This is a genomic window from Paenibacillus sp. ISL-20, from assembly GCF_018613005.1.
Taxonomy (GTDB): domain Bacteria; phylum Bacillota; class Bacilli; order Paenibacillales; family Paenibacillaceae; genus Paenibacillus_AQ.
Genome location: NZ_JAGGRD010000052.1, coordinates 1 through 23,932, shown reverse-complemented (window position 1 = coordinate 23,932; position 23,932 = coordinate 1). Strand labels below are relative to the sequence as shown.

Here is a 23,932-nt window from a genome sequence, read left to right as displayed (position 1 = left end):
ATTCTTCTTATACTCTATAAAGGGGAGATTAATGCATGAACCTTGTAAGACAGACGTTTAAGAACACCAGATTGACTATTTTATTGGCAGCAGGATTACTTGTCTTGCTGACTGTAGGTGGTTTGTTATGGCGGGCTCAACAGAAGTCAGAGGAATTCGGCACCATGATTCAAAAGATGGCGGTTGCCACCCTGAATGAGGACCCCGAGTTACAGCTTTATTATGGAGCGGAAGAAGTGAATGGTAATCGATGGGATCCCACTAAGCTTTCCGACTACTCGGATGCCTATTACCAACAAATAAACGATGATACCGAAGAATTTTTGAAAAAGTTGAATGCATACGACGCTGCCAAGCTTTCCTCGGAAGACAAGCTTACCTACGATATCGTCAAATGGCAACTAAGCGCTGTACAACAATTGAACAAATATTCGGATTTAAACACAGGCGGATATTTTTCCCTAATCAATTTCTCGCCGTTATTCGCTAACAACTATCCAATTCGTAACCAAGCAGATGCAGAAAATTATATTGTTGCGCTGAATGGGTTTTCGGACAAGGTCGCACATTTCATAGACAGAATTCAGGACGAACAAGAGAAAGGGTTCATCCCCACTTCTGAATTTTTGAAGGAAATACTCACGAGTTATGAAAATTTACGGAACACGAAACCGGAAAAAACGGTTTTGTACACTTCATATGTAGAGAAATTATCGGAGATAAAGCTCAAACCTTCCAAAGAACAGGAACTGAAAAAGGAGCTACTACAGACCTTAAGCGATCATGTACTGCCTTCTTACGGCAAACTTGCCGATTTGATCCAAAACGATCTTCTGAAGCAAGCATCCGTGAGTCAGGGGGTTTGGAGTCAGCCGGGTGGCGGCGAGTATTATTCTGCTCTGCTTAGAGTTTACACGGGCACGGACTTCAGTCCTCTGGAAATTAACGAGATCGCCAAACGTAAAGCGGAAGAGATTGTAAAGGAGCTAAGAAGCCCAGTCCCGGGGAGAACACAAGAGACTACAGCTGTAAACCAACACGTAGTAGGAGATGAATTACTGCAAACGTTTAACCGCAGTATGTCGGAAATAAAGCCCAAATTGTCCGATTGGTTTGAAGAAGCGCTTATTCCCAACAATCCAGTGGATGGGCGGTTATATCCGGCTCCGGTCTCGAATGTAGGCGCGTTTTATATCCGCCCATCTATTAATGGCGATAGGAATGGAAGATTTTTTTTCCCGCCCGACAGACTGTTTTTCAAAGAGGAAGCTAAAATGTTTGCGATGCATGAAGGCGTTCCAGGACACCATTTTCAAACTTCCATCGAATACAACCAACCGGAAATTCCATTAGCCCGTAAAATAACTAATTTACCCGGTTTCTCAGAAGGATGGGCAACCTATGCGGAAACTTTATGCGTAGAAATGGGCTTGCTTGATCAGAAGACGGTACAAAATCATCTGCTTTATTTTTACCTTGGAACCGTTATCGACACGGGTATTAATGGGCTGAAATGGACAAGAGAACAAGCTAATGAATATCTGGTGAGTGTCATCGGAACGGGGAACGATGCTTTGATCGACAGCGCCATTGCTTTTCCCGGACAAACAACGAGCTATACCATCGGATATGATCAATTTCAATCTCTTCGTGAGAAAGCGGAAAGCGAACTCAAGGATCGTTTCGACATTAAAACTTTTCATTCCGTTCTTCTTCGAAACGGTAAAATGCCATTTCCGATATTGGAGCAGCAAGTGAATCAATACATCAAGTCCGCCAAATAAAAGGAGAGCAGACCCCGGTATGATTAAACGCACGCTAGTACGAATGACGATATCGTATTTTGCTTGCTCGTCATACTGGGGGGTGTTATACGGTTTGGCGCGTTATCGGATCTATTCCGACATTGACCGTCAGCTGGTGTTTAATATTGACCACATGTATCAAATTTCTCTAAGTAACGGGGCGCAAGTCATTAACATTGATTCGAAGGAACCGGAACGTTTGTCGAAGGACAAAAACATAGACCCATTGAAAGTCGCTATTTAGCGGCTTTTTCGTATTATCAGGTTAGCCAGAATCTTCTGGTTGGCCTTTTTTTGTGGTCGTTTTACGATGGGGGGAGCCGGGAGAACGTGGCGGCTTTAGGGGCAATGATCCCGTAATAAAAACTGTTCTCTCACGACCTCCAAAAGACCATGTTTGAGCTGGTAGGGGCGGTAGACCCCGTATCACAAGCGAAGCTATGGATTTGGAACCATCGTGGAAAAGGCCGGTGAAATCAAGGAGAAGGAGTGAGGAAATGGAACCTGTTGTTGGCGTGGATGTGGCTAAAGGTTCAAGTGTTGTACAGGCATTCCGGAAACGAAACGAGCCATATGGAAAAGCTGTAGACATCGAACATGGAACGAGTGGATTCGAACAATTCGGGGAAATGCTGGGTAGGCTTCAAGCTGAAACGGGTTTGGCTCCAGTGGTGATTCTGGAAGCAACAGGGCATTATCATCGTGCATTGGTTTCATATTTGGATCGGAGTGGCTACACCTATTACATGGTGAATCCGTTGCAATCCAAACGAGCGAAAGGGACACAGTTACGCAAAGTCAAAACAGATGCCTCGGATGCCTGGCATCTGGCTGAGATGTACTATCGCGGCGACGTGAAGCCGCATCGAACTTGGGATGAGACGTTTACGGAGCTGCAGCATTTGACGAGGCAGCATGAGTTCGTCACGGGAATCTTTGTGCAGGCCAAGCTCAACAGCCGAGCTTTACTGGAACAAGTGTTTCCGGCCTATGAGCAGGTATTCTACAATGTGTTTTCGGCAACGTCATTGACGGTACTGGCCCGTTGTTTAGAAGGAGATGCCGAAGATTGGAACGAAGTCATTCAGAGAAGCGCAGGAAGATCCCACTCCAAACGTTGGGCAAATGAAAAAGCCAGGAAACTGGAGGAAGTGCTTGGACACTGGAGAGAGAGCCGTCATAGTTCGTCTCAAAGCAAGGCCCTGTTTGGTATGGTAACTTTATTGCTGACGATGATCCGGCAGCTTGACGAGTTGGAAAAGCAAATGGAGGAGATGGCGGCAAATCTGCCCGAAGTTGAACTCGTGAAAAGCATTCCGGGAATCGGAACGAAACTGGCCGCAGCCATTGTAGCTGAAGTGGGTGATGTCAAGCAGTTTAGTGATGCAAAGCAACTCGTGGCGTATGCGGGTCTTGACCCCGGCATCTTCAGCTCAGGGAAGTTTACAGCAACAAGTACACGAATAACGAAACGGGGCTCTAAAAGGCTCAGACGTTCTCTATATTTGGCTGTGCAATGTGGTATGCGGAAAAACGCGAATGCAAGAATTCGTTCGTATTATGAGAAAAAAAGAAAAGAGGGCAAGCCCTACAAGGTGGTCGTGATCGCTTGCGCCAACAAGCTATTGCATCACATTTTCGCCATCTTGCAGAAGGGGCAGCCCTACCAAGCTTAAACCATATTTAACCAAAACCTCCATAGAAGTGGAGGTTATTCAGGTTGGTCGGAAAAAGTATATCATGAAAAGAGAACTCATCCAACCTGAAATGCTTGACAAACATTAGCTGGTTATTATTTTATCGGTACAAGTTCGTGTCCCGAGCCAAGGATAAGAACTTGTACCGATTGCCGGAATGGACAAGAACATAGGCCGATTACCGATTAGATATCTATTTAATGAATTAACGGCCGTTAATTCATTAAGCTAATAGGCAGAAATTAAATGGAGGGACTCGTAAACAAAATAACACCTCCATCTTTCTCATCAGAAACTTAATTTTATCTTCTAACTCATCTATGGGACTATTGACATTCAGTTTTTAGTAGTTTTTCGTGTCCGTCAACCGGAAGAATTGGTGTGTTAGATTCTTGGATGGGGGAAGATGTCGTAGTCGCTGAACCTGAATCTTTCAAAAATCGAGTAAGAGAAGAAATCGAGAAAATGAAAGAACGCTACTGACATACTGTTGGCAGTAGGGGGCTTATATAATCAAGACATCCAAAGCGAGAGTGAGGTTATTTACATGACTCTATAATGAAACGAATGGATCGCCGATGCTTATTTCGAGGCGATGGCGAATAACCTACGAGCGAGTTATGAGTAGAGAGCTCTGGCTTTTGAGACAAAAGCTCTAGACACGAATAGTGCGTTATAGTCATGCCGTATGGTCACAAAGAGCTTCCATTGACATGTGCATTGTATTGGCGGTTTCCTTGAAAAGATCCCTGGAGAAGTATCCAAATCTATCTGTGATTGTTTTTTACTCATGTCAGGATTACAGCTAATAACATAACAACCCCATATAACAAAGGAGGACATTAACATTATGTCAGCAATTGGACCCGACTTCATTTCACTTCAAGTGAGTAATCTTGAAAGCTCTGCAGAATTCTATCAAAACTATCTTGGACTGGTTCGCTCACAGGCAGGGCCACCTCATGCTGTAGTCTTTGAAACAAAGCCTATTGCATTTGCTCTTCGTGACCTGTTGCCTGAAACAGAACTCGGTTCAGGTACTCGGCCTGGACTTGGTGTCGCTCTGTGGCTTCATGCCCCCAATACGCAAGAAATCCACGACAAGCTTATTGCAGCAGGCGTAAAGATTACATCTTCACCAATAGATGGACCATTCGGACGAACTTTTACATTTGCCGACCCAGACGGTTACCTAGTTACCCTTCACAGTAAAGCCTAATACAAAAGTGTATCTAGCTTAACAATAGTGATAACTTCTTCTGTCACAGTGAGCCAAATGTTATTACAACATTAAGACCTTATTCCTAAAATATGTATTCTCCCCATGCGGTTGACAGGTGAAATAATAAATCCTGTTACTGTGAGGGGAGTTTTTTCATATTGACGAATTGTCAAGCTATCAGCAACACTTCTTCCTGGTTATGCTATTTTGTTTTATCAACAGGTTCACGAACATATGCGTCTTCAATGCTATCTGCACGATTTGCAGGAAGCTCACCGAAAGGTGGAGGGGCTTACGCTATCTGATGAAAGGCAGCGGATGAAAACTAGAGTGAACCCGGCTCCGATTATTAATTAGACAGTTTACAATGAGGACGAGTTTATAAAATTAAGGGGTTTGCATTGGGTACGAAAGGGTATCTAAAGATATGAGGCGGGACACTCTGTTTCGGAACAGCAATTCGGCGGTAAGATGAGAAACATTAAGCTAACTTAGCTGCTATTTTAGCAGTTAATACTCTGACAAATGACATAACAAAGGTTGTCGAGAGACAAGAACATATTCCCACCGAAGTCGCTTTTTTAGCTGCTTTTTATGTTTCGCGTGTCTAGTCCGGTCTAGGTAAGATCGAAGTTGCCTGGTAGCTGACGGCCAGCTAGTGGAGAAAATTTAAGGCTGAAGCCCCGTGACAAAGTACGATAGAGAAGTGGTTGAATAAGCCGGTGGAGGATCTGCTCCTGGAGTTGAAACCGTCCAAGAAAGACTGGCTGCCCGTTGACCTCCTAACGTAACCGAGGTGCTGGAACAGATCTGCCAGCAGGTATACGTGAAAAAGGCCATCTTCGATAAATTTAACTCTGCAGAAGTCTTGCAGCGGTTGATGAGATACGGAGTGGAGGCGGAGGCCTGGGTTCACAGAATCTAGTATTTTTACAATCGATATTATAGAGTATTAAATAGAGGAAATTATTCCAAATATGGGTTATAATATTCTTGGGTGGAAGATACAATACTTTGAATTTCTGTGAACAAGAGGTGGAAAACAGCTATGAAAAATAGAAACATAACAGGTATTGTAGTGGCCATAATTTATTGCGTTGTTCTTTATGTTTTTTTAACTGATGCACCCCCTGGTGAAGCTCCAAATAATCCGTTATGGGTTTATTTATTGATTCCACTTGGAGCTGTTGTAATTACGTCTCTTTTTGATTATGTGATCAAGTTCGATTTCTTCAGAAAAAAGAAGAAGTAGTAGAAAAAAGTAAAGGATGAATGGTATCGCGGGACAAGAACATTGTGTCAAGAATATGGCAGTTCATTTCTTTAGAGCTAGGGTTAGGAGTCGATGCAGGAGCTGGGGAGAGCCCCTGGTTGTTTTCTGACCATTTATTTAATGGATCAATTTTATTATTTTTCATAATATATATTTTATATACATATGAATGAGCACTAAAAACATAATACTTTCTGATTAGATGAGGCAGTGTGATCGGCTGCTTTTGTTCAACTAACGGCAGGTCAACAAAAGACGCCAATTGTAGAGGGACAAGGACATAATCCCAAGTTTTCATAAATTCTATCATGGAAATATGTTGTCCAGAGAAGCCATCGCGAGCTAAACTTGTCAGGAATAACGAATAACTTAAGCTGAGCTGTCGCGACCAGCTCTTTTTCCGTTTTTCGCCGCCGTCCCCGTTAAGCTGAGCCGTACCACAAGTGAGGCCAAAAATTGGAGTGTTGAGGAGGGCCAGGCGGACTCACGCTGCATCAGAAGCGCAAAATCAATAGTCCGGTGCGGCGTACTTCGTTACGTCCGGCTCGAATACCGCTCCATTGGACAAGTCCAGCTCCACATGGGTGGTTCCGCGAACATCGGTCAGCACGAGTATGCGCGAGCCAACGACGGGAACGCGGTCGGCGCTGGTGCGCATGTGCGCTGAGACGACAAGAGGAACATCGTCGACGATATAGCTTACCTCGACCGTGAACATCGGGAAATTGAAGAGCCAGCGGTTAGTGAAGTTCACGGCAGTCAACGTCCCTGCGAATGACGAACCCTCCAAGCGGAGGCGCTCGATGTCCGCCTGACGTTGCCCGGCGTGGGCGATTGAGCCGGGCAACTGCAGGAGCACGATAGCCGCCATGAGGGCGAAGCCAGCTCCGACGATGGCGCCGAGCTCTGGCGGGATCGTCGGCGACGTCGCTATGGCCTCGAGGTCGAAGGGGCGCGACGGATTGCTTGTCAGCGTCCAGAGCAGGAGGACTCCCGCGCCTGTGACGAGCCCTCCTGCGATCGCTAGCGTCGCGAACAGGCCGGCGACCCTGGTCTGTCCGAACTGCTCGACCGCTCGCGAGTACACTCCGCCGGTTGCACCGATCGCGACGAGCAGCAGCACCACGGCGACGCTCACCGTGACCGGATGACCGAGGAAAATGCTGATCGCCGGTGTCGGCGCCAGGCCGAGCAGTGCTCCGAACGGCACGGAGCCTGTCAGTGCCCACAGTGCAGCAGCTGTGAGCAGCCACGGCAGCAGCGGAGCCGCACGTCCGACGCGACGTCCCGGCCGGAGCATAGTCATCCTTCCGTTCCTGTCCATGGTGGAGAACAACGGCATCGTCTCAATATGTTTTTGCTCCCCGTGCTTCTGTTGACCCTCCGCAGCATCCCTCATTGGCATGGCCCTCCCGAGGAAGATACTTTAATCGTACATATTTGATAAGGGAAAGGTGAATAGTTGTGAGCGCTATCACATTCTAGGTGCCGTACTAAAAAGTTCAAATTTCTATTATCTTTATATTTAGCCATACACACCTTCACCTCCAAAATTTCTTGTCTATATTTTATCACCTATACGTTGTCTACTGTAAATACCCAATTCGAAACAAGGAGCAGACACAAACGAGCTTCTGGCCTTAATTAGGATGTAGGAAATGGAAAAAAAGGTTCTTGAATTTCTTTCCCGAGTCGTTTCTGTGTTCGAAGTCGTGGTATCTTATATCCATAAAAACATTCATGACGTTCTGTCGCATCCCCGGTATGAAAGTGGGGTTTAGCGCAGCCCGTTGCCTTCCATACTGAGTAATAAGGCGATTAGGCAGAAATACGTAACTCTTTTTGGTGGTTCGACCCTGTCCTAAAAACTGTGAGCATTCGTGTTGTGCACAACCCCATGCTGGCTCAGCGCTCGTTAGCTGAATGACCGCGTACAGAAATGGAGACTTCATACGAATGCGCCAATCGTCCACTGCCTGTAGATGGAGGAATGGAAATGGAAGTGGAAGTGTTGCTTTCCCGTTGTGCCGGATTGGATTTCACAAAGAATCGATTGTCGCATGCATCATGATCGGAGAATCAGATGAAGCGCTGCGCTCCGAAACCCGAACCTTTCCCATGATGCCCCCCGATTTGTTTGCACTGATGACGTGGCTGGAATCCGAAGGCGTCACGCACATCGCGATAGAGAGTACGGGCACCTACTGGAAACCTGTATATAACATCTTGGAAGGGTACTTCGACATTGCGCTGGCCAACGCTACCGGCTTGTGAAGTTAGAAGCCATGGGATCTGAAATACAGGAAGAAAACAATAGATATTCCGATTATATTGGTTGGGATAAACTCACAGAGGACGGCAACTGGGGGTTTTTATCAAAGGACAATACAGTGATGAAGAGCTTGCCGAAAAAGGCAAGTCATTATGGATGACACTGATAGAAGGCCAATGTGATGGATTAAAAAGAAGATCTCGAAGAAGCCTTTCTTAGGAAAATTGGACAAAATCTACATCAACCTATCGGAGAACAATAGTTGTATAAAGCGAGGGCCATCCGGCGAAGGATGGCCTTTAAACTTGCCGTTACAGACAGCGCGGAGAACCGTATCACAAATAGAGGCAATTTCTCTGAAGAAAAACTTGCAGAAGTCTGTATTTACAGAATGCGGACCCTTAAGAGTAGGTTAGGTCAGTCTTTATGGAGTATATTGTGTAAACAAGTTTATGCGCGATTTTTGATTGTTATACAACCATGTGGATTTGGTTTGAATGACAGATTCATTCTTTAAAATAGGGCGTAATCCCTCCTGAATATAGGTTCTCCACTAACTTGAAAAATTCTTCTGACGATAAATCCTTTTGACGCTGGAGCCAAAGACGAAATAAAGAAAGGGAAGTTGTCAGGTAAAACTCAATGAAGTATGGCGTTAAGGAATGGTTTTGCGGAACGTTTAATTCTAATTGATCCAAAGTGATTTCTTTTTTTAAGCGTTTTAAAAAACGGGCACTTCCATAATCACCCAAAAGGGCATTAAGAACCAGGAGATGTTCTCTTTTGTCCAGACAATAGAGCGTATCTTGAACCGTATGCATCGATAGTTCTTTATTCGCCAATTCTTTTTTTAAGTCATTTAATAAGTCATTTTCAACAGAGTCTAACAATTCGTAAATGTCAGTAAAGTATTGATAAAAGGTGCTGCGGTTATATCCTGACTTATTCGCAATTTCCTGAACCGGAATTTTCTCAATCGGCTTTTGGCTATATAACTCACAAAAAACTTCTACAAACTTTTGTCTTGTTTTCTCCGTTATTTGGGGTTGCTTGTTCATGTTTCCCTCCGACTAGCGAATAAGAATATCATCCGACAAATAATAAAAAACTGATGGTTGATCAAGGAATAATAAAAATTTACAATCACATCATACAACATGTTGTCTGATAATCAAGAGGAAATGTTAATAAGTAGGGGTGGTTTTAATGTCAGCAAAACAAGATAGAATTTTAATTTTTGGTGCAGGTGTCATCGGGAGCATGTACGCAATTAAACTTATTGAAGCAGGGTTTGACGTTAGCCTGTTTGCACATTCTAATAGATTTAAATCATTAAGAGAAAATGGCCTGCAATATAAAGAAAAAGGTACAGTAAGATCGATACAAGTGAATGTCATTGATACGCTCGAAAATGACGATGTATACGATTTTATTTTCGTTACCGTTCGTTATGATCGGTCCGAATCAGCGTTGTTAGCGCTAAAAGATAATCAAAGCAAAAATATAGTTACGATGACTAGTAATTCAATTGGATTTTCTTCGTGGCTGGATATCGTAGGGGATAGACTTTTACCAGCTTTTCCCGGCTTCGGCGGACAGATTAAAGATGGAGTATTGCATGCTCGATTTCTACCAAAGATTATAGTGGCAACTGCATTTGGAGAAATTAATGGTATAGTGACAGAACGCATAGAAAACCTCGCAAAATTATTTAAAACAGCAAAGCTTCCCTACGTTATTAAAAAGGATATGCAAGCGTATCTAATCACACATTCCGTATCAGACATTGCCATGTTGAGCGTTTTGCATTCTGAGAATAAGATAATTGACAAAAAAACAGCCAGAACCAGAAAGACGGCACGCAAAATAACAGTCACTTTAAAAGCGTATCTAAGGGCAATACAAAAAGCTGGCGTTTCAATTGATCCACCAATGCTTAAAATGGTGCTTAAATTCCCAAACTTATTTTTGGATCTTTTCTTTATGACATGGCTACGAACTAGAATGGTTAGCGATATGATGTTGCCGGATTATGCGAATAATGCTAACAATGAGATTATGCGGCTGAGTAATGATTTAATGAAATTTTTAAGTCAAAATGATATCAAATCGGAAATCCTTGACTAAACTAACGGGAAACGATAATTGAACAACAACAGCGGCAGTCTAAGACTTTATTTATCAAGTCTTGTTCTGTCGCTGCTATATTTATTGGACCCACAAGAAGTGTCGAGGGACAAGTAGATGATCCCAAAGGGGGATATGTCGAGGGACAAAAACATAGTCTCATTGAAAGTCGCTATTATAGCGGCTTTTGTGTTTTATCGTGACAAGTTCTTGTCCTGAGCCAAAGACAAGAACTTGTCCCGATTGCCGAAAAGGACAAGAACATGAGCCGGTTACCGATTAGATAGTTGTCTAATAACTGCCGTAATGGAGAATTGAAACAAATTCGGAAAGGACCTACTCAACGGATCAGGCGCACAAGCGTAGAAATGAGAAAAATGTGACTCCACTAACACTTGGAGATACTAGTGGCCATGGGCATGGAACAAATACGCCCATTAAGTCGATGTCGGTGAGGAACAGGAGTAACATGTCGGACGACAAGAACATGAAGTAAATAAGTTCTTGTCATTTAATGCTTGTTTCAGAAAGAATCAGTATTTCCGAGCAATTTATTGTTACAAATATACCTAAAAGTACTATTTCATCTGATTCAATTTTTTTATGTAACTTTGTTTGCTTTATTGGTGTTTACTAAGTTGAAGGAAACAAGAAAGAGGATCATAAATCATATGGAGAAGTGAACGTACACATGGTTATATTACAATAATAAAAAAACGAAGTGACAAATAGCATCTTAGAAGGGGTGAGTGATCATGAAAAATAAGAAGTATTTAAGAAGAGCTACAATCATTGCAGCAAGTTGTTTTGTATTAATGAGCGCATTTTTTATAATCAGAGAACTTATAGATAATAAGCAAGTTGTAGATTCGACTATTAATGACACCACTCCACCAAAAAAAGCATTATCAGATTGGCAAATTGAATACGACAGAAAAGCTCGAACGGAACCAGCGGAAAGGGTAGTAACTGAATATGGAGATTTTTATTATGCTCCTTTTCCAAAACAATTTCCAAGAGATGAAGTCGCTAACCTAGATATTGATGAGGAAGTGACCGAAGATACAAACCAGGTAATAGTAAAGGGTTATTTTTACGAAAAAAAATAAAAATAATACCATCGTATACGGTTTTTCCCGGTTTAACATTCAAAGATGAAGGACTAGAAAGTGAAAAGGTTTTGTTTTATCGGTACAAGTTCTTATCCCGAGCCAAGGACAAGAACTTGTACCGATTGCCGAAAAGGACAAGAACATGAGCCGATTACCGATTAGATAAGTATCTAACTATGTTTCCATGCAAAATTTCATTAAGCTAACGGGCAGGATTGCTCAATACAATCATAGCTTATCCAGTAGAATTAACATATAACATGTCTGGTAATTACGTCTAAACGAAAGGGGATTCATATTGATGGTGTTTAATAGTAATAACTCTAAAAAAATCCGAAAAAGTTTGTTTATCGGTATAGTCGTTGTTGGCTTATCAACAATTACTGCTTGTATTCCTAAAGAAATAAAACAAACAGAGTTAATAACTGATTATAATCGCCATTTGATTGGAAAAGAAGGAAGTGGCGATTATATGATATATCGAAACGGGGTATATATTGATTCTAATGGAGTCGAGTACTCACTAGAAGAATTAAAGAATAGAACACCAAATGGTCTTCCTGAGAACCGGATTATCACAAAGATAATGGAAGGAAATTATATGCCTTCCTCAATATTTGAGTTAGAAACAAAAGAAAAAAACGGAGTATATATTTCCCCTGAGATAATTACTGTAAATGGTTCAATAAGCGTCTTAACAGATACTAATGGAAGGGGGTGGGAGCTAAAAGCCGGTGACTCTGTAGAATATGTATTTGAAAAGTATAAATCGGAGGTGGTCGAAAATCAAAATATATTAATTGGTTACGTTAAAGATGGTGTTCTAAATCCATGGCAACAGTTCGATCAATTAAAGGGGAATTACAATTTAACTATTGAGGAATCAGGGCTATATTACTTTTACATGATAAATGCAAGTTCTGATACGATTGCCTTGAAAGAGGGAACTTTAAGGCTCACAAAAAATAACTGATATTTTTATGAACCATAATAGACCATTTATTTTGGAATTGATTCTACTCTATTAATTTTAAGGAGACAATAAACAATAAAGAAAAAAATGATGAGTTTAGTATCAGTTTTATTTTTGTTGTCGGGTGACAAAAACATAGTAACATTAGAAGCCGCTGATTATGCGGCTTTTTATAATTATGTTATCAAGTTCTTTATACCGACAGGAGCAGCAGTTCCTGCGTCTGGGCATTGAGCTGTCACGCCAAACGCTAGCGAACTGGATGATCGCGGGCGCCGAACGCTGGCTGACGCCGCTGTATGACTACATGCATGCGGAACTGTTGAGGCGAGACATTGCGCATGCGGATGACACGACCCTTCAAGTGCTCAAGGAGTCGGGGCGTGCAGCGCAAACGAAGTCGTACCTGTGGTTGTATCGCACCGGCCGGGTTGGTCCGGACATCATCCTGTACGACTACCAGACGGGACGAGGCGGCGAATATCCGGGCAAATTCCTCAAGGGATTTACCGGTTAACTGCAGACCGATGGGTACAGCGGCTACAATCAAGTAGAAGGTGTCACGCAGTTGGGTTGTTGGGCTCATGCAAGGCGGAAATATCACGAGGCCCTTCAAGCGTTACCTGCAGGGCAGCGTTCTAACACAACGGCGGCGGAAGGACTGGCCTTCTGCAACGCTCTCTTTGAGGTGGAACGCAAGTGGAAAGATGCGACGCCCGAGCAGCGTTATGAAGCCCGAATTGCGGAGAGTCGACCGATCTTGGAGGCGTTCTCAGCTTGGTTAGAAGCTCAACGGGGTTGCGTGTACTGCCCAAAAGCTTGTTAGGTACGGCGATCACTTACTGTACGAACCATTGGGAGAAGCTGAACGTATTCTTGCAGGACGGACGGCTGGAAATCGATAACAATCGCAGCGAATGCCCGATTAAGCCCGTAGTTATCGGTCGAAAAAATTTCCTGTTCAGCAATACGCCTCGCGGAGCCAAGGCCAGCGCGATCATTTACAGCATCGTGGAGACGGCTAAAGCTAACGATCTCAAGCCACATCTATACTTGCAGCATCTGTTTGAGTGGCTGCCACAGCTTCCCAATCCAGCAGATCCTGTAGCACTGAGCAAGCTTGCTCCTTGGTCAGCTTCATTGCCGCTTGTATGTCGCGTCTATTCCAAATAAGCATCGTTCAGCCCCGTTCCATCTAAGACTGGGTTTTTCGGTGTTCCTTCAATGCTCGTGTTTCTTGATAATAAAGCCGTTTTAATGGAACTCTTTTTTTTGGGGATTGCTCTCGGCAGACATTAAACTATCATCCCCGTAAGCGTAACGGACTACACATTAGTTGCAGGAAAATTGTTACATATCTCGAATAGCAATATATGAGGTGATAAGATGGGTCGTTGGGATGTTTCGTTAACTAGACTATGTGACAAATATTTTAGTTGGGGCAATAATATGATGTGGATTTTAGTGGGGTCCGTCGGTTCAGTTTTACAGGGTGCAGATATGAATCCAGGTGACATTGATGTTTATGTTCGGGATCAACAGGACGTACTTCGCTTTGCTGAAATACTGGACGAGTTTTCCCTACAAGCCAGATCTCCTATGGAATATAGCGATCACTGGTTGTCTTCTAAAGCAGAGCCAATATTCACTCAGACATTTCCTTCGGGTTTTACATGGACCAAGGGGCGTTGGAACGTAGAAAACTTTAAGATTGAAGTGGTTCACATTTCTAATTCAGCTGGAATTCCCGATTCCAAGGATGGAGATGGGATTTGGGAGGGAGGGCACTATATTTGGGAACTTAGTAAACCGGTAAAATTCAAACAGTATGTTGTACAGACGGTTCCCCTAGAAATACAGTTGGAATCCAATTTGAGACGCAAACGGCAAGAAAGAGTCGATGCAATTATTGACGCCTTAAAAAAACATGGATATGACAAAGAATTAATATCTAAGGCACTTTCCACACGTAACCTCCCCTATTTTCAAGAAGTAATAGGAGAATAAAATCATAGGCATATTTCGAGAGGAGCTAATATTTATGGCAGATTCACTGAAGCCTGAATTAATACAGGAATTCGTGGGAAAGGCACATGGTGATTTGGAAGTGGTACAAAGACTGTTGGGGCAAGAACCCGGCCTGTTAAATGCAGCTTGGGATTGGGGTGGCGGGGATTGGGAAACCGCCTTGGGAGCAGCAGCCCACATGGGGAGAATAGATATCGCGAATTACCTTTTGGAACAGGGGGCCAGTATAGACCTGTTTGCTGCGGCAATGCTTGGGAAATTAGAAATCGTTAAAGCTATGATTAACGATAATCCAAACCTAAAAAATGCACGCGGTCCTCATACAATCCCGTTGATGCAGCACGCAAAAGCAGGTGGAGACGAGGCAAAGTCTGTCGTCGAATTTCTTGAATCATTTTCCTAATAAATCGATGAGCCGCAGTTAACAGAATCCTGACCGCGGCTTACTCTGTCTATGTGTCTGACTATTATCGAACTAAACTGCTAGTTTAGTTTCGTGGTCAAGGTCGAAAAATTAAACAGCTTTATTATATATTTAAACGACTTTATTATGGATTAAGCAACTTAATAATCAAAACAACAGATCGCATCTATTTACGTGCGCGCGTAACTTCCAGCTGCGCAAATGATCTCATGAATCCCGTCGCTTTTCTAGGTGTGCGGGATTTGACGCTTACATTTGTTCATGTTATAAATCGAGAGTTTCCATTCTTTAGATTAGAGGATAGTTTTCGAAATTAAGTCGCTCACTTGAGCGGCTTTTTAATATTGGTGGTCTGAAAAATCAGGAACTTCTTATAAAACATTTATTAATCCCATTTACTTTCTTCTTATTATCTCTTAATATATGGATAACTATAGATAAGTGGTGGACAAAAATGAATGCTAAAGAAGCAGCGTTTTTACTTGGGGTTCATTATAAAACCATTCTCAACATGATTAATGACGGGCGTTTAGCCGCTTCGAAAAACGACTCCGGTGATTGGGTAATCAGTGAAAGTGACTTGGCAGCTCGTGAGCAACAGATTGGCGACAAGGAGTTTGCGACGATTTACACTAATATGCAGTACAAATCAATGAAAAAGCTCATAATCTTGCTATAAACGCAGCAAGAGAAGAGCTCATAGACGTAGCACGTGCAATAGTAAAGGTCAAAGAGAATCGGAGTGAGTTGAATCAACGAGTAAAACGTCTTCAAACTGCATTAGATGCATATAAGGCTGCTGAAGCATTCACACTCACCGTTAATTCAATCAAAAAACAAGCGGATATAGAAAATCACTAATAGTACTTGAATAATGGACGCAATTGTGTACTTAATAAGTGCAAAAGGATACCCAAGAAGATGTCGAGGGACAAGAACAATATCCCATTGAAAGTCGCTAATTTAGCGGCTTTTTTGTTTTATCGGTACAAGTTCTTGTCCTAAGTCGAGGACAAGAACTTGTACCAATTGCCGAAAAGGACGAGAACATGAGCCGATTACCGATTAGATAAGTATCTAACTATGTTTCCATGCAATTTCATTAAGCTCCCTCAGTACGATTTAATTTTCTCACGATACTCGCTTATTCGCAGGATTCCACCCTTGCCAGAAATGCAGAAAGTTAGTAAAGGGATACCGTTGAAGATCAGGACAACATGGAAATAAAGGGGGAGATGTCTACCCCATATCCTTCCATATAATGCACGTATTCTCCACGCCGCCCCTGGAGGTTTTCACTCCCATGTCTCAACGGGTCTTTGCCCTTTGGTTTACACCTCCTGAATCTGATGTGAAATAAGTTGACCTATAATAGAAAAAAGTATTGAAGTCAATGTAACACGATGATATGATGAGTTAAATACAAAATACAGAATATTGTATATTGAGGAGGTGAAAGGGTAACTTGATTCAAGGATTGAACTCGAAAAGCAGCGTGGTTTTAAAAAATCTGGCAGAAGAGCTTCTCTTTATTGAACTGGATTCCAGAATTCCAAGAATCGAGGAGTTGTCGAGCAGATACGGCGTTGGTCGTGGCACGATTCAAAATGTTTTAAAAAAAATGGAGGAAAGCCGCTGCATTGCTCTCGAGTCTAGAGGGCACCTTGGCACTTTTCTACGAAACAAAAACATGGACTTGCTCCTTCAATGTTGCGGGGTGAGTAGTATTATCGGCGTTATGCCGCTTCCCTATTCCCGAAAATACGAGGGATTGGCTACGGCGATGCACGCCAGCTACGAAAAAATCGGCATCCCACTGCACTGTGCGTTTATGCGTGGAGCGACTATTCGTCTGGACAATGTCATTGATGGCCGATATGATTTTGCGCTCGTGTCCAAATACGCCGCCATGTCGGCGATCCGCAAATCCGATGATCTCATGATCGTGAAGGAATTCGGAAGCGGTTCATACGTTTCCCGCCATGCGGTTGTATTTGCGGAGGAAACAAGCGGGATCCAGGACGGGATGAAAATCGGGATCGACAGTTATTCCATTGACCAACAAGTATTGACGAATCTGGAAGTGAAGAACAAGAACGTCGAGTTTATCAACCTGAACTACATGCACTTGCTGGAGCATCTAAAAGCCAAGTCGATTGACGCCATGGTATGGAATGTAGATGAAATCGACAACGGTTCGTTCTTTTTGTCTGAGCTCTCCTCCAAGGAAGCGTTGGAAATGGACAAGGAAATGAGTCAGGCTGTGTGCGTCATCAACAAAAACAATACGAAAATGGAGTTTATGTTTAATCAGATATCAACCGATCATGTCATGCAGGTTCAGAAACAGGTGGAGCTTGGCATGCTCATTCCTAAATACTGACAGGGAGCGTGGAGAAGCGTGAGTGCTTTGCGAGAACGACTTAATATTTTATTTTCAACCAACACCATCACACCCGGCGCCATGAAGCTGTGTGAGGCTACGATTGAAAGATTCGTACAACAAGACAACGAGAAGAAATACAAAAAGCTGGTGACTCATTTGGGTATGGCCGTCACACGGATCGAGCGGGAAGAGGAGCTGAACGCTCCGCCGGAGGAGATCATGCAGGAAATTAGACGTTCTCCGCATTTTCCCCAAGCCGTTGAGAATGTGAAATGGATTGAATCCCAGATGGATGACGAGCTTCCGGATGAGGAAAGAGAGTACCTGATCATGCATTTTGTAAACGCTTCAGAAATTTAAAAACTTACGGAAAAGAGGAGAAGACTCATGAAAATTGTGATTGGCGGGCAAGTGGAAAAGAAAGAAATCGAAGCTTTGGTCAAACAGCATGGCGGATCCAACGTCGAGGTAACCGTGAAATCCGATCTGGAAGCGGCAATAGCTCTAAAAATGGGACAAGCCGATTATTATGTGGGCGCTTGTTATACGGGCGGAGGCGGTGCTTTGGCCATGGCAATTGCGTTGGTAGGCAAGTCGAATTGCGCCACGATTTCCATGCCGGGGCAGCCGCCGACGCAAGAGAAGGTGGATCAGGCCGTCGATCAAGGCGCGAAAGCATTCGGTTTTACCGGCGACCATAAAGAGAAGGCAGTAGAATTTCTGATGAAAGCACTTACTAAGTAAGCGTTACGTCTAACGATTAGGGGGACATCTTATGCTGGAAGCTTTGTTGTTAATCGGGCTGGGCATCGTGACTGCAATCATGGCCAATCTGGGGATCGCTGTGTTTAATGATGGACTTAGACCTATCGTCCCTGAAAATCTCGAAGGGCGGATGAGCCGGAAGGAGCTGGGCGTGACCGCTTTTGCCATGAGCTTTGGGCTCGTGATCGGTTACGGGATCCCCATTTCAATATCAGGCAGCATTTTGCTAATCCATAGCATACTGCTTGGGACAGATATCATCGGGTTGTCTTTTAAACGCGGGAAACTGAGCACGGCCGCTGCCGGAGCGCTAGGCGGCGTATATGGGGCAGGTATTTATTTCGGGCTTCAGGCGGTTGTGAAAGCGTTTGAAATGCTTCCGCTTAATTTTATCGACGGATTCAACAAAATCGGCGAGCCCGTCGTTGTATCCTTTATGGTATTCCCTGCCTTGGCCATCGCGCTCCAATTCTCAATCAAAAAAGGCGTCGTCGCTTTTCTGGTGGCGGCTTTGGCCAGGCAGCTCGTTGTTTTCAGCAATACAAAGCAGCTTATTCAAATTGACGGCACACCGGTTGTTTTGAGTCCGGAAGGAATCGCGTTGATCGTGGGCATGGCTTTTCTAATCGCATTTGCAATGAAGGAAAAATCCGAGGATCAGAGCCTTTCAACGCTAGCCTCCATGTTTACAGATCGTGTGACGCGCATTAAAAAGTTTTCGTGGATTGTCATGATCAGCGGTGGTTTAGCCGCGGCTGCCACGAACCTCCTGCTGATTGCCGGCGATCCGATCTCGCTTAGCCTGCTGGCGGACGGGAAATTGACGGAAGGCGGGATTGCCTCCTTGGCGAAAGCCATCGGGTTTGTACCGCTTATCGCCAGCACGGCAATTGCTACCGGCGTATTCGGCCCGGTCGGGTTTACGTTCGTGTTCGGAGTGGGAATATTTTCTCCGAATCCGCTCGTGGCTGCGCTGCTCGGAGCCCTGGTCATTTTCTTGGAAATTCAGCTGCTGTCCAAAATGGCCAAATTTTTGGATCGGTACCCGGGTATCCGCGCCTCCGGTGAAAGTATCCGGACTGCGATGACGCGAGTCCTTGAGGTCGCGCTTCTGATCGGCGGAGCGAATGCAGCCAATGCTATCGTGCCGGGACTCGGCTATTTTGGAATTGCCGGCTTCTATCTGTTGAACGAGGCGGCGGGACGACCGATCGTCCGCATGGCTGTAGGTCCTGTGGGAGCTATCGCCGTCGGTATCCTTGGGAACATACTGGTTCTGCTAGGATTATATACACCACCACAGTAAGGAGAGAGAGAGATGTACATCCAGACCGTACTTGGACCCATACGACCGGAGGAGCTTGGCGTTTGCGCATGCCACGAGCATCTATACGTGGATTTGAGCCGCATTAAGAAGAACGAGGATACCTGCCTGCAGGACACGGGGCTTGTGTTGGATGATTTGCAAAGCTTTTATGCCTATGGCGGCCGTGCTATCGTCGAGGTCACCAACGACGGAATGGGGCGAAATGCGCAAAAGCTTGCCGAGATCAGTAAAGTCTCAAATATCCATATTGTTGCAAGCACGGGATGCTATAAAGATCCTTTTATTCCTGAGGATAAGCTGCACTGGAACCGGGATCAATTCGCCGAATGGATGATTCGGGAAATTGGGTCGGGCATTGCGGATACGAGTATCAAGCCCGGGGTCATCGGCGAGATCGGCAGCAGCCTGAACGAATTCAAACCGGTCGAGACGGAGCTGTTTCACGGAGCTGTCGCAGCGGCCAAGGAAACCGGCCTACCGTTATCCACGCATACAACGCTAGGAACCTGCGCGCTGGAACAGATCGAGCTTTTTATCGGAGAGGGGATGCCACTGGATCAGGTTATTATCGGTCATCAGGATCTTAACGAGCAGGATGATGTGGTACTGGATGTGCTGAAGGCGGGCGCGTATGTGGCGATGGATACGATCGGCAAGGAAAACTACCGCAGCGACAACGCTCGCTTGGAATCCTTATTGAAGTTTATCGAGCAGGGATACGAGGACCAGCTGCTGTTGTCTACCGATCTGACCCGGAAATCACATTTGCACGCGCTTGGCGGGCAGGGCTATGACGTGGTGTTAAGGTCGTTCGTACCTGCTTTGCGCGGCCGGGGAATCACGGATGCAGTGATCAACAAACTGCTGGTGACCAATCCGCAGCGGGCATTCAGCATTCGAAAGGCGGGTGACATGCCGGCATGAGATATGAACAATCGGTACTGAAAAACCGAACAATGGAGCAAGCGCAGCAGCTGCAGTTTACGTTAATAGATGAAATTACGAAAGAGTTTGCGAACAATGAGTTTTTCCAAATCGGCGATGTGGGGCTGCATCCGGAGTTCCATAGACCGCTCGTTACTGCCCGCGTCGAAAAGGTGCTGGCCCGATCGTTTGGCGGGGAGCATTGCGTGCTGGTGCGTGGAAGCGGAACAGGAGCGATTCGGGGAATATTGAGCGTGATGGTCAACCCCGGAGATTCGGTTATCGTTCACACGGCTCCGATGTACACCACAACCAAGGAAACCTTCCGGTTAATGGGTCTGCGGCAGTCCCATACCGATTTCAATGACATGGATGCCGTAGCTGAGCTGCTCGAGAGCGACCGGAATTCCAAGGTGTTTTACGTGCAGCACGCGCGGCAGCAGCCGACCGATACGTACCGGCTCCAAGACCTGATCGCGTTCGTTAAGCAGAAACGTCCCGATCTGCCGATTGTGGTTGATGATAATTACTGCGCGATGAAAATGCAGGGAATCGGTTCAGAATATGGGGCGGATTATTCAACATTCTCCGGATTTAAGCTGATGGGCCCCCAAGGAATTGGCGTGATTATCGGCAAGCGAGAAGGGATCGAAAAGCTGCATGAACGCAACTACTCCGGCGGAGGCCAAGTGCAGGGATACGAAGCGCATGAGCTGCTGCGCAGCATGGTGTTTGCCCCCGTCATGCTGGCGATTCAAAACGAGCAGGTGGAGAAGCTGTGCCAGCGACTGGCAGCCGGAGAGGTCGCAGGCATCCAGGAAGCATATATCACGAATTCGCAGTCGAAGAACGTCATCGTTGAGTTGAAGCAGCCGATTGCATCGGCGGTTATCGAGCGTGCATCCTATTACGGCGCGGCCACTTATCCGGTAGGGGCGGAATCCCGCTTTGAGCTGGTACCGATGATTTATAGGGTATCGGGAAGCTTTCTGGAAAGTGAGCCCAAGCTCAAGGATTATGGTCTTCGCATCAACCCGATGAAAGCATCGGCAGATACGGTTATCCGCATCTTAGAAAATGTTATGCAGGAATTTAGGGGGTAACTGCATGTTTGTAGATATGACTTTACAACGGAATGAGGGGTTGATCCGTGCGGCGGCGATCCTTCACCAGAGGGGGGAGATACCGGCCAATACGTATGTGATCGATGCGGATGGGCTCATGCATAATGCCCGCGTTCTGTCCGAAACGGCGGATCAGCATGATATGAAGCTCTATTACATGACTAAACAAATTGGCCGCGGAGGTTATGCCGGAAAACTGATCGAACAAAACGGAATCAGGCAAGCGGTGGCGGTGGACATCGATGAGGCTTATGCCCTGTCCGAAGCCGGGTGCCGTATCGGGAATATTGGGCATATCGTACAGCCAAGCAAAAGCCAATGGGGGGATGTGCTCCGCCAGATCAAGCCCGAAGTGGTAACCTTGTTCTCTTTGGAACGGGCGGCCCAATTGTCGGAGGCCGCTTTGGCGCTTGGACGGGTACAAGATGTCATACTAAGAGTCATCCGGCCCGGAGATACCATCTTTCCCGGACAATTCGGCGGATTTTTGCTGCATGATCTTGAGGGGCTGCTGCCCGGGATGATGAAGCTGCGGGGAATCCGTATTGTGGGGGCGACCAGCTTTCCCGTGCTGCAGATCAACGCGGAGAACACGGATTTTGCATTTACGCCAAATCTGGAGACGCTGCTGGCCGCGGTGGAGAAACTTCGGTCGCACGGCATTAAAGTAGAGCAAGTGAATGCGCCAAGTGCGACTACCTGTTATACCATTCCGCTGCTGAAACGCCACGGCGTTACGCATGGCGAGCCGGGCCATGCGCTGACAGGCACGACACCGCTCCATGCCTATAACGATCAGCTTGTTGAAATTCCGAGCATCGTTTATGTATCGGAGATTTCCCACATGGACGATCAGTACGCGTATACGATTGCCGGCGGATTTTATCCGCGGTCGCATATGCAAAAGGCGCTTTATGGTTCGACACCGCTCGATATTACAACCCAGAAGGCGAAGGTCAGCCAGTATTCCGCAGAAAATATCGATTACTACGGATGTTTGGACCGGGAGCAGCCGATGAAGGTCGGCGATACCGTGATTTATTCGTTCCGTACGCAGATTTTTGTAACCAGAGCTCATATCGCTTATGTAAGAGGGGTAAACAGCCTCAGACCGGAAATGGTTCATTTCCAGAAAAGAGGGATGTAATATGGGAAAACTGACCTTGCTTGTACTCGATGGATTCGGTATTGGCGCAATGGAGGATTGCCTGACACTTAAGCCCGAGGACGTGGATGCCCATACGTATAATCATATTCGGGAAACAGTGCCGCTTCAGGTTCCGGTCCTGTACCGATTAGGGCTTGGCAAGCTGGTGGACGGTGTAGGTGAGCCCCTGGCAGCATATGGCCGCAGCAATCTGGCACATTACGGGGCCGATACCTTCATGGGGCATCAGGAACTGATGGGCAGCAAGCCAGGTATGCCGGCTCAACGCCTAATGTCAGAGATCGGGCCAATGCTCAGGTCTGCTCTTGAGGCAGCCGGATATCGAGTGGAAATCCCAGTTGCGGGCGCAACGGTTCTGCTTGTGGAAGGCGCCGTCGTTGTAGGCGACAACCTGGAATCGCAGCTCGGCAACATCATCAATGTCGTCGGAGATTTGAATATGCTGGCTTTTGATGAAGTCGTGAGGATCGGAAAAGTCGTCCGCGCGCATGTGGATACAAGCCGGGTGATCGTATTCGGCAATACAAAGACGGATATCGATACAATTTTATCGGTCGTCATGGAAAAACACCCGGGCCAATGGGGAGTGGACGCACCAAAGGCCAACGTTTACGGCGAAGGCTACCAAGTGGTGCATCTCGGCTATGGGGTCGAATTCGAGAAACAATTCGCTTATATGGCGGAAAGAAGCGGGCTGCCTGTATATCGCATCGGAAAAACGGCGGATGTCATTCAGGCGGGCGGGTTCAACGATCCGGTCGTAGAGACGAAAGATGTCCTGGTAACCTACCGCCGGAAGTATCTGGAGGCTGAACAAAATGCCATATTCCTGGTGAACGTCCAGGAGACCGATCTTGCCGGCCACAAAGAGGACTGCCTCTGGTATAAGGAAGTGCTCGAAGTTTCGGACCGGTTCCTGGATAGCTTCATACCTGAGATGGGAGATGCAGATATGCTCATCATCACGGCCGATCACGGCAATGATCCGACCATCGGTCACTCCAATCATACGCGGGAGCAGACACCGATACTGATCGTCGGCAAGCAAATTAATCCGGTATTCATCGGCGAACGAAGCACGATGGCGGATATTGCAGCCACGATGGCGGAATATGCCGGCATCGGAGCTCCCGAGTACGGAACCAGCTTCTTGTCGTTGATCCTAAAGCGCTAAGCTTCGCTCTGATTTGATTTTCTAAGAAACATGAAATACGACTGGAAAAAAAACAACCGGTAAACTCGTTTCCGGCCATAAGGTTGCCATGAAAGGACCCTACGATGGTTGGAGGCCACTGAAGAACTTGC

At 45.6% G+C, this 23,932-nt stretch carries 24 protein-coding genes and 1 pseudogene; 22 read left to right on the top strand and 3 right to left on the bottom strand.

The features are described 5' to 3' along the window. Window positions 1–35: 35 nt before the first annotated feature. The 5 genes from J7E85_RS26335 (at window position 36) to J7E85_RS26315 (ending at window position 5,976) form a co-directional block, all read left to right on the top strand. On the top strand, window positions 36–1,784 hold the full coding sequence (locus J7E85_RS26335; protein WP_215162938.1) for a DUF885 domain-containing protein: 1,749 nt from the start codon (window positions 36–38) through the stop codon (window positions 1,782–1,784). Between the two features lie 19 nt (window positions 1,785–1,803). Continuing rightward, window positions 1,804–2,049: a hypothetical protein gene (locus tag J7E85_RS26330; protein WP_215162937.1), complete on the top strand. Its 246-nt coding sequence runs from the start codon at window positions 1,804–1,806 to the stop codon at window positions 2,047–2,049. A gap of 253 nt (window positions 2,050–2,302) precedes the next feature. Continuing rightward, entirely contained in the window at window positions 2,303–3,481 is a 1,179-nt protein-coding gene (locus J7E85_RS26325) for an IS110 family RNA-guided transposase (protein ID WP_215162936.1), read from the top strand. Window positions 3,482–4,352: 871 nt separating this feature from the next. Beyond that, window positions 4,353–4,721, top strand: coding sequence for a VOC family protein (locus J7E85_RS26320; RefSeq protein WP_215162935.1), 369 nt, complete (start codon window positions 4,353–4,355; stop codon window positions 4,719–4,721). 1,051 nt (window positions 4,722–5,772) lie between these two features. Next, the gene (locus tag J7E85_RS26315; RefSeq protein ID WP_215162934.1) at window positions 5,773–5,976 is read left to right on the top strand and encodes a hypothetical protein; all 204 of its coding nucleotides are present in this window, start codon (window positions 5,773–5,775) and stop codon (window positions 5,974–5,976) included. On the opposite strand, the gene J7E85_RS26310 is transcribed toward J7E85_RS26315, so the two are convergent. Continuing rightward, complete coding sequence (locus tag J7E85_RS26310) at window positions 5,957–6,295, bottom strand: hypothetical protein (RefSeq protein WP_215162933.1); 339 nt, start codon at window positions 6,293–6,295, stop codon at window positions 5,957–5,959. The genes J7E85_RS26315 and J7E85_RS26310 overlap by 20 nt on opposite strands. A gap of 210 nt (window positions 6,296–6,505) precedes the next feature. After that, entirely contained in the window at window positions 6,506–7,396 is an 891-nt protein-coding gene (locus tag J7E85_RS26305; RefSeq protein WP_215162932.1) for a hypothetical protein, read from the bottom strand. Between the two features lie 668 nt (window positions 7,397–8,064). Here J7E85_RS26305 and J7E85_RS26300 point away from each other — a divergent pair. Together J7E85_RS26300 and J7E85_RS26295 are read left to right on the top strand one after the other, a co-directional pair. Next, entirely contained in the window at window positions 8,065–8,271 is a 207-nt protein-coding gene (locus J7E85_RS26300; protein ID WP_215162931.1) for an IS110 family transposase, read from the top strand. Further along, entirely contained in the window at window positions 8,268–8,429 is a 162-nt protein-coding gene (locus tag J7E85_RS26295) for a hypothetical protein (RefSeq protein WP_215162930.1), read from the top strand. The genes J7E85_RS26300 and J7E85_RS26295 overlap by 4 nt, the downstream gene beginning before the upstream one ends. A 346-nt stretch (window positions 8,430–8,775) precedes the next feature. Here J7E85_RS26295 and J7E85_RS26290 read toward each other — a convergent pair whose 3' ends face one another. Then, complete coding sequence (locus J7E85_RS26290; RefSeq protein ID WP_215162929.1) at window positions 8,776–9,327, bottom strand: TetR/AcrR family transcriptional regulator; 552 nt, start codon at window positions 9,325–9,327, stop codon at window positions 8,776–8,778. Between the two features lie 148 nt (window positions 9,328–9,475). Between J7E85_RS26290 and J7E85_RS26285 the strand changes: the two genes are divergently transcribed. From J7E85_RS26285 to J7E85_RS26215, 15 genes and pseudogenes are all read left to right on the top strand, one after another. Then, complete coding sequence (locus J7E85_RS26285; RefSeq protein WP_215162928.1) at window positions 9,476–10,396, top strand: ketopantoate reductase family protein; 921 nt, start codon at window positions 9,476–9,478, stop codon at window positions 10,394–10,396. 755 nt (window positions 10,397–11,151) lie between these two features. Then, window positions 11,152–11,505 (top strand): hypothetical protein, encoded by a 354-nt coding sequence (locus J7E85_RS26280; RefSeq protein WP_251036060.1) that lies wholly within the window; start codon window positions 11,152–11,154, stop codon window positions 11,503–11,505. A 304-nt stretch (window positions 11,506–11,809) separates the two neighbouring features. Beyond that, window positions 11,810–12,481: a hypothetical protein gene (locus J7E85_RS26275; protein WP_215162926.1), complete on the top strand. Its 672-nt coding sequence runs from the start codon at window positions 11,810–11,812 to the stop codon at window positions 12,479–12,481. 193 nt (window positions 12,482–12,674) lie between these two features. Beyond that, a pseudogene (gene tnpC, locus J7E85_RS26270) lies at window positions 12,675–13,654 on the top strand (IS66 family transposase); the annotation flags it as partial. A 213-nt stretch (window positions 13,655–13,867) separates the two neighbouring features. Then, window positions 13,868–14,488, top strand: coding sequence for a nucleotidyltransferase family protein (locus J7E85_RS26265; protein WP_215162925.1), 621 nt, complete (start codon window positions 13,868–13,870; stop codon window positions 14,486–14,488). Window positions 14,489–14,522: 34 nt separating this feature from the next. Continuing rightward, on the top strand, window positions 14,523–14,912 hold the full coding sequence (locus J7E85_RS26260) for an ankyrin repeat domain-containing protein (protein WP_215162924.1): 390 nt from the start codon (window positions 14,523–14,525) through the stop codon (window positions 14,910–14,912). A gap of 475 nt (window positions 14,913–15,387) precedes the next feature. Then, window positions 15,388–15,612, top strand: coding sequence for a helix-turn-helix domain-containing protein (locus J7E85_RS26255; RefSeq protein ID WP_215162923.1), 225 nt, complete (start codon window positions 15,388–15,390; stop codon window positions 15,610–15,612). Between the two features lie 786 nt (window positions 15,613–16,398). Next, window positions 16,399–17,316 (top strand): GntR family transcriptional regulator YhfZ, encoded by a 918-nt coding sequence (gene yhfZ / locus J7E85_RS26250; RefSeq protein ID WP_215162922.1) that lies wholly within the window; start codon window positions 16,399–16,401, stop codon window positions 17,314–17,316. A gap of 18 nt (window positions 17,317–17,334) precedes the next feature. Next, window positions 17,335–17,679, top strand: a complete 345-nt coding sequence (locus J7E85_RS26245) for a PRD domain-containing protein (RefSeq protein ID WP_215162921.1) — start codon at window positions 17,335–17,337, stop codon at window positions 17,677–17,679. A gap of 27 nt (window positions 17,680–17,706) precedes the next feature. Further along, complete coding sequence (locus J7E85_RS26240; RefSeq protein ID WP_215162920.1) at window positions 17,707–18,063, top strand: DUF2620 domain-containing protein; 357 nt, start codon at window positions 17,707–17,709, stop codon at window positions 18,061–18,063. Window positions 18,064–18,094: 31 nt separating this feature from the next. Next, window positions 18,095–19,390: a YhfT family protein gene (locus J7E85_RS26235; RefSeq protein WP_215162919.1), complete on the top strand. Its 1,296-nt coding sequence runs from the start codon at window positions 18,095–18,097 to the stop codon at window positions 19,388–19,390. Between the two features lie 12 nt (window positions 19,391–19,402). Beyond that, window positions 19,403–20,335, top strand: coding sequence for a phosphotriesterase family protein (locus J7E85_RS26230; RefSeq protein WP_215162918.1), 933 nt, complete (start codon window positions 19,403–19,405; stop codon window positions 20,333–20,335). Further along, the gene (locus J7E85_RS26225) at window positions 20,332–21,438 is read left to right on the top strand and encodes an aminotransferase class V-fold PLP-dependent enzyme (RefSeq protein WP_215162917.1); all 1,107 of its coding nucleotides are present in this window, start codon (window positions 20,332–20,334) and stop codon (window positions 21,436–21,438) included. Before J7E85_RS26230 ends, J7E85_RS26225 begins: the two co-directional genes overlap by 4 nt. 4 nt (window positions 21,439–21,442) lie before the next feature. After that, a complete protein-coding gene (locus J7E85_RS26220) occupies window positions 21,443–22,606 on the top strand; it encodes a YhfX family PLP-dependent enzyme (RefSeq protein ID WP_215162916.1) in 1,164 nt (387 codons plus the stop codon). A gap of 1 nt (window position 22,607) precedes the next feature. Then, complete coding sequence (locus J7E85_RS26215; RefSeq protein WP_215162915.1) at window positions 22,608–23,801, top strand: phosphopentomutase; 1,194 nt, start codon at window positions 22,608–22,610, stop codon at window positions 23,799–23,801. Window positions 23,802–23,932: the final 131 nt, after the last annotated feature.

What these genes read in the sequence shown, in the direction of transcription:
- J7E85_RS26330 (WP_215162937.1), top strand. Translation starts at nt 1,804, where the DNA reads ATGATTAAACGCACGCTAGTACGAATGACGATATCGTATTTTGCTTGC.
- J7E85_RS26225 (WP_215162917.1), top strand. Translation starts at nt 20,332, where the DNA reads ATGAGATATGAACAATCGGTACTGAAAAACCGAACAATGGAGCAAGCG.
- J7E85_RS26240 (WP_215162920.1), top strand. Translation starts at nt 17,707, where the DNA reads ATGAAAATTGTGATTGGCGGGCAAGTGGAAAAGAAAGAAATCGAAGCT.
- J7E85_RS26325 (WP_215162936.1), top strand. Translation starts at nt 2,303, where the DNA reads ATGGAACCTGTTGTTGGCGTGGATGTGGCTAAAGGTTCAAGTGTTGTA.
- J7E85_RS26290 (WP_215162929.1), bottom strand. Translation starts at nt 9,327, where the DNA reads ATGAACAAGCAACCCCAAATAACGGAGAAAACAAGACAAAAGTTTGTA.
- J7E85_RS26220 (WP_215162916.1), top strand. Translation starts at nt 21,443, where the DNA reads ATGTTTGTAGATATGACTTTACAACGGAATGAGGGGTTGATCCGTGCG.
- J7E85_RS26235 (WP_215162919.1), top strand. Translation starts at nt 18,095, where the DNA reads ATGCTGGAAGCTTTGTTGTTAATCGGGCTGGGCATCGTGACTGCAATC.
- J7E85_RS26285 (WP_215162928.1), top strand. Translation starts at nt 9,476, where the DNA reads ATGTCAGCAAAACAAGATAGAATTTTAATTTTTGGTGCAGGTGTCATC.
- J7E85_RS26265 (WP_215162925.1), top strand. Translation starts at nt 13,868, where the DNA reads ATGGGTCGTTGGGATGTTTCGTTAACTAGACTATGTGACAAATATTTT.
- J7E85_RS26255 (WP_215162923.1), top strand. Translation starts at nt 15,388, where the DNA reads ATGAATGCTAAAGAAGCAGCGTTTTTACTTGGGGTTCATTATAAAACC.
- J7E85_RS26215 (WP_215162915.1), top strand. Translation starts at nt 22,608, where the DNA reads ATGGGAAAACTGACCTTGCTTGTACTCGATGGATTCGGTATTGGCGCA.
- J7E85_RS26320 (WP_215162935.1), top strand. Translation starts at nt 4,353, where the DNA reads ATGTCAGCAATTGGACCCGACTTCATTTCACTTCAAGTGAGTAATCTT.
- J7E85_RS26310 (WP_215162933.1), bottom strand. Translation starts at nt 6,295, where the DNA reads ATGAAAACTTGGGATTATGTCCTTGTCCCTCTACAATTGGCGTCTTTT.
- J7E85_RS26280 (WP_251036060.1), top strand. Translation starts at nt 11,152, where the DNA reads ATGAAAAATAAGAAGTATTTAAGAAGAGCTACAATCATTGCAGCAAGT.
- J7E85_RS26300 (WP_215162931.1), top strand. Translation starts at nt 8,065, where the DNA reads ATGATCGGAGAATCAGATGAAGCGCTGCGCTCCGAAACCCGAACCTTT.
- J7E85_RS26315 (WP_215162934.1), top strand. Translation starts at nt 5,773, where the DNA reads ATGAAAAATAGAAACATAACAGGTATTGTAGTGGCCATAATTTATTGC.
- J7E85_RS26230 (WP_215162918.1), top strand. Translation starts at nt 19,403, where the DNA reads ATGTACATCCAGACCGTACTTGGACCCATACGACCGGAGGAGCTTGGC.
- J7E85_RS26305 (WP_215162932.1), bottom strand. Translation starts at nt 7,396, where the DNA reads ATGAGGGATGCTGCGGAGGGTCAACAGAAGCACGGGGAGCAAAAACAT.
- J7E85_RS26275 (WP_215162926.1), top strand. Translation starts at nt 11,810, where the DNA reads ATGGTGTTTAATAGTAATAACTCTAAAAAAATCCGAAAAAGTTTGTTT.
- J7E85_RS26335 (WP_215162938.1), top strand. Translation starts at nt 36, where the DNA reads ATGAACCTTGTAAGACAGACGTTTAAGAACACCAGATTGACTATTTTA.
- J7E85_RS26260 (WP_215162924.1), top strand. Translation starts at nt 14,523, where the DNA reads ATGGCAGATTCACTGAAGCCTGAATTAATACAGGAATTCGTGGGAAAG.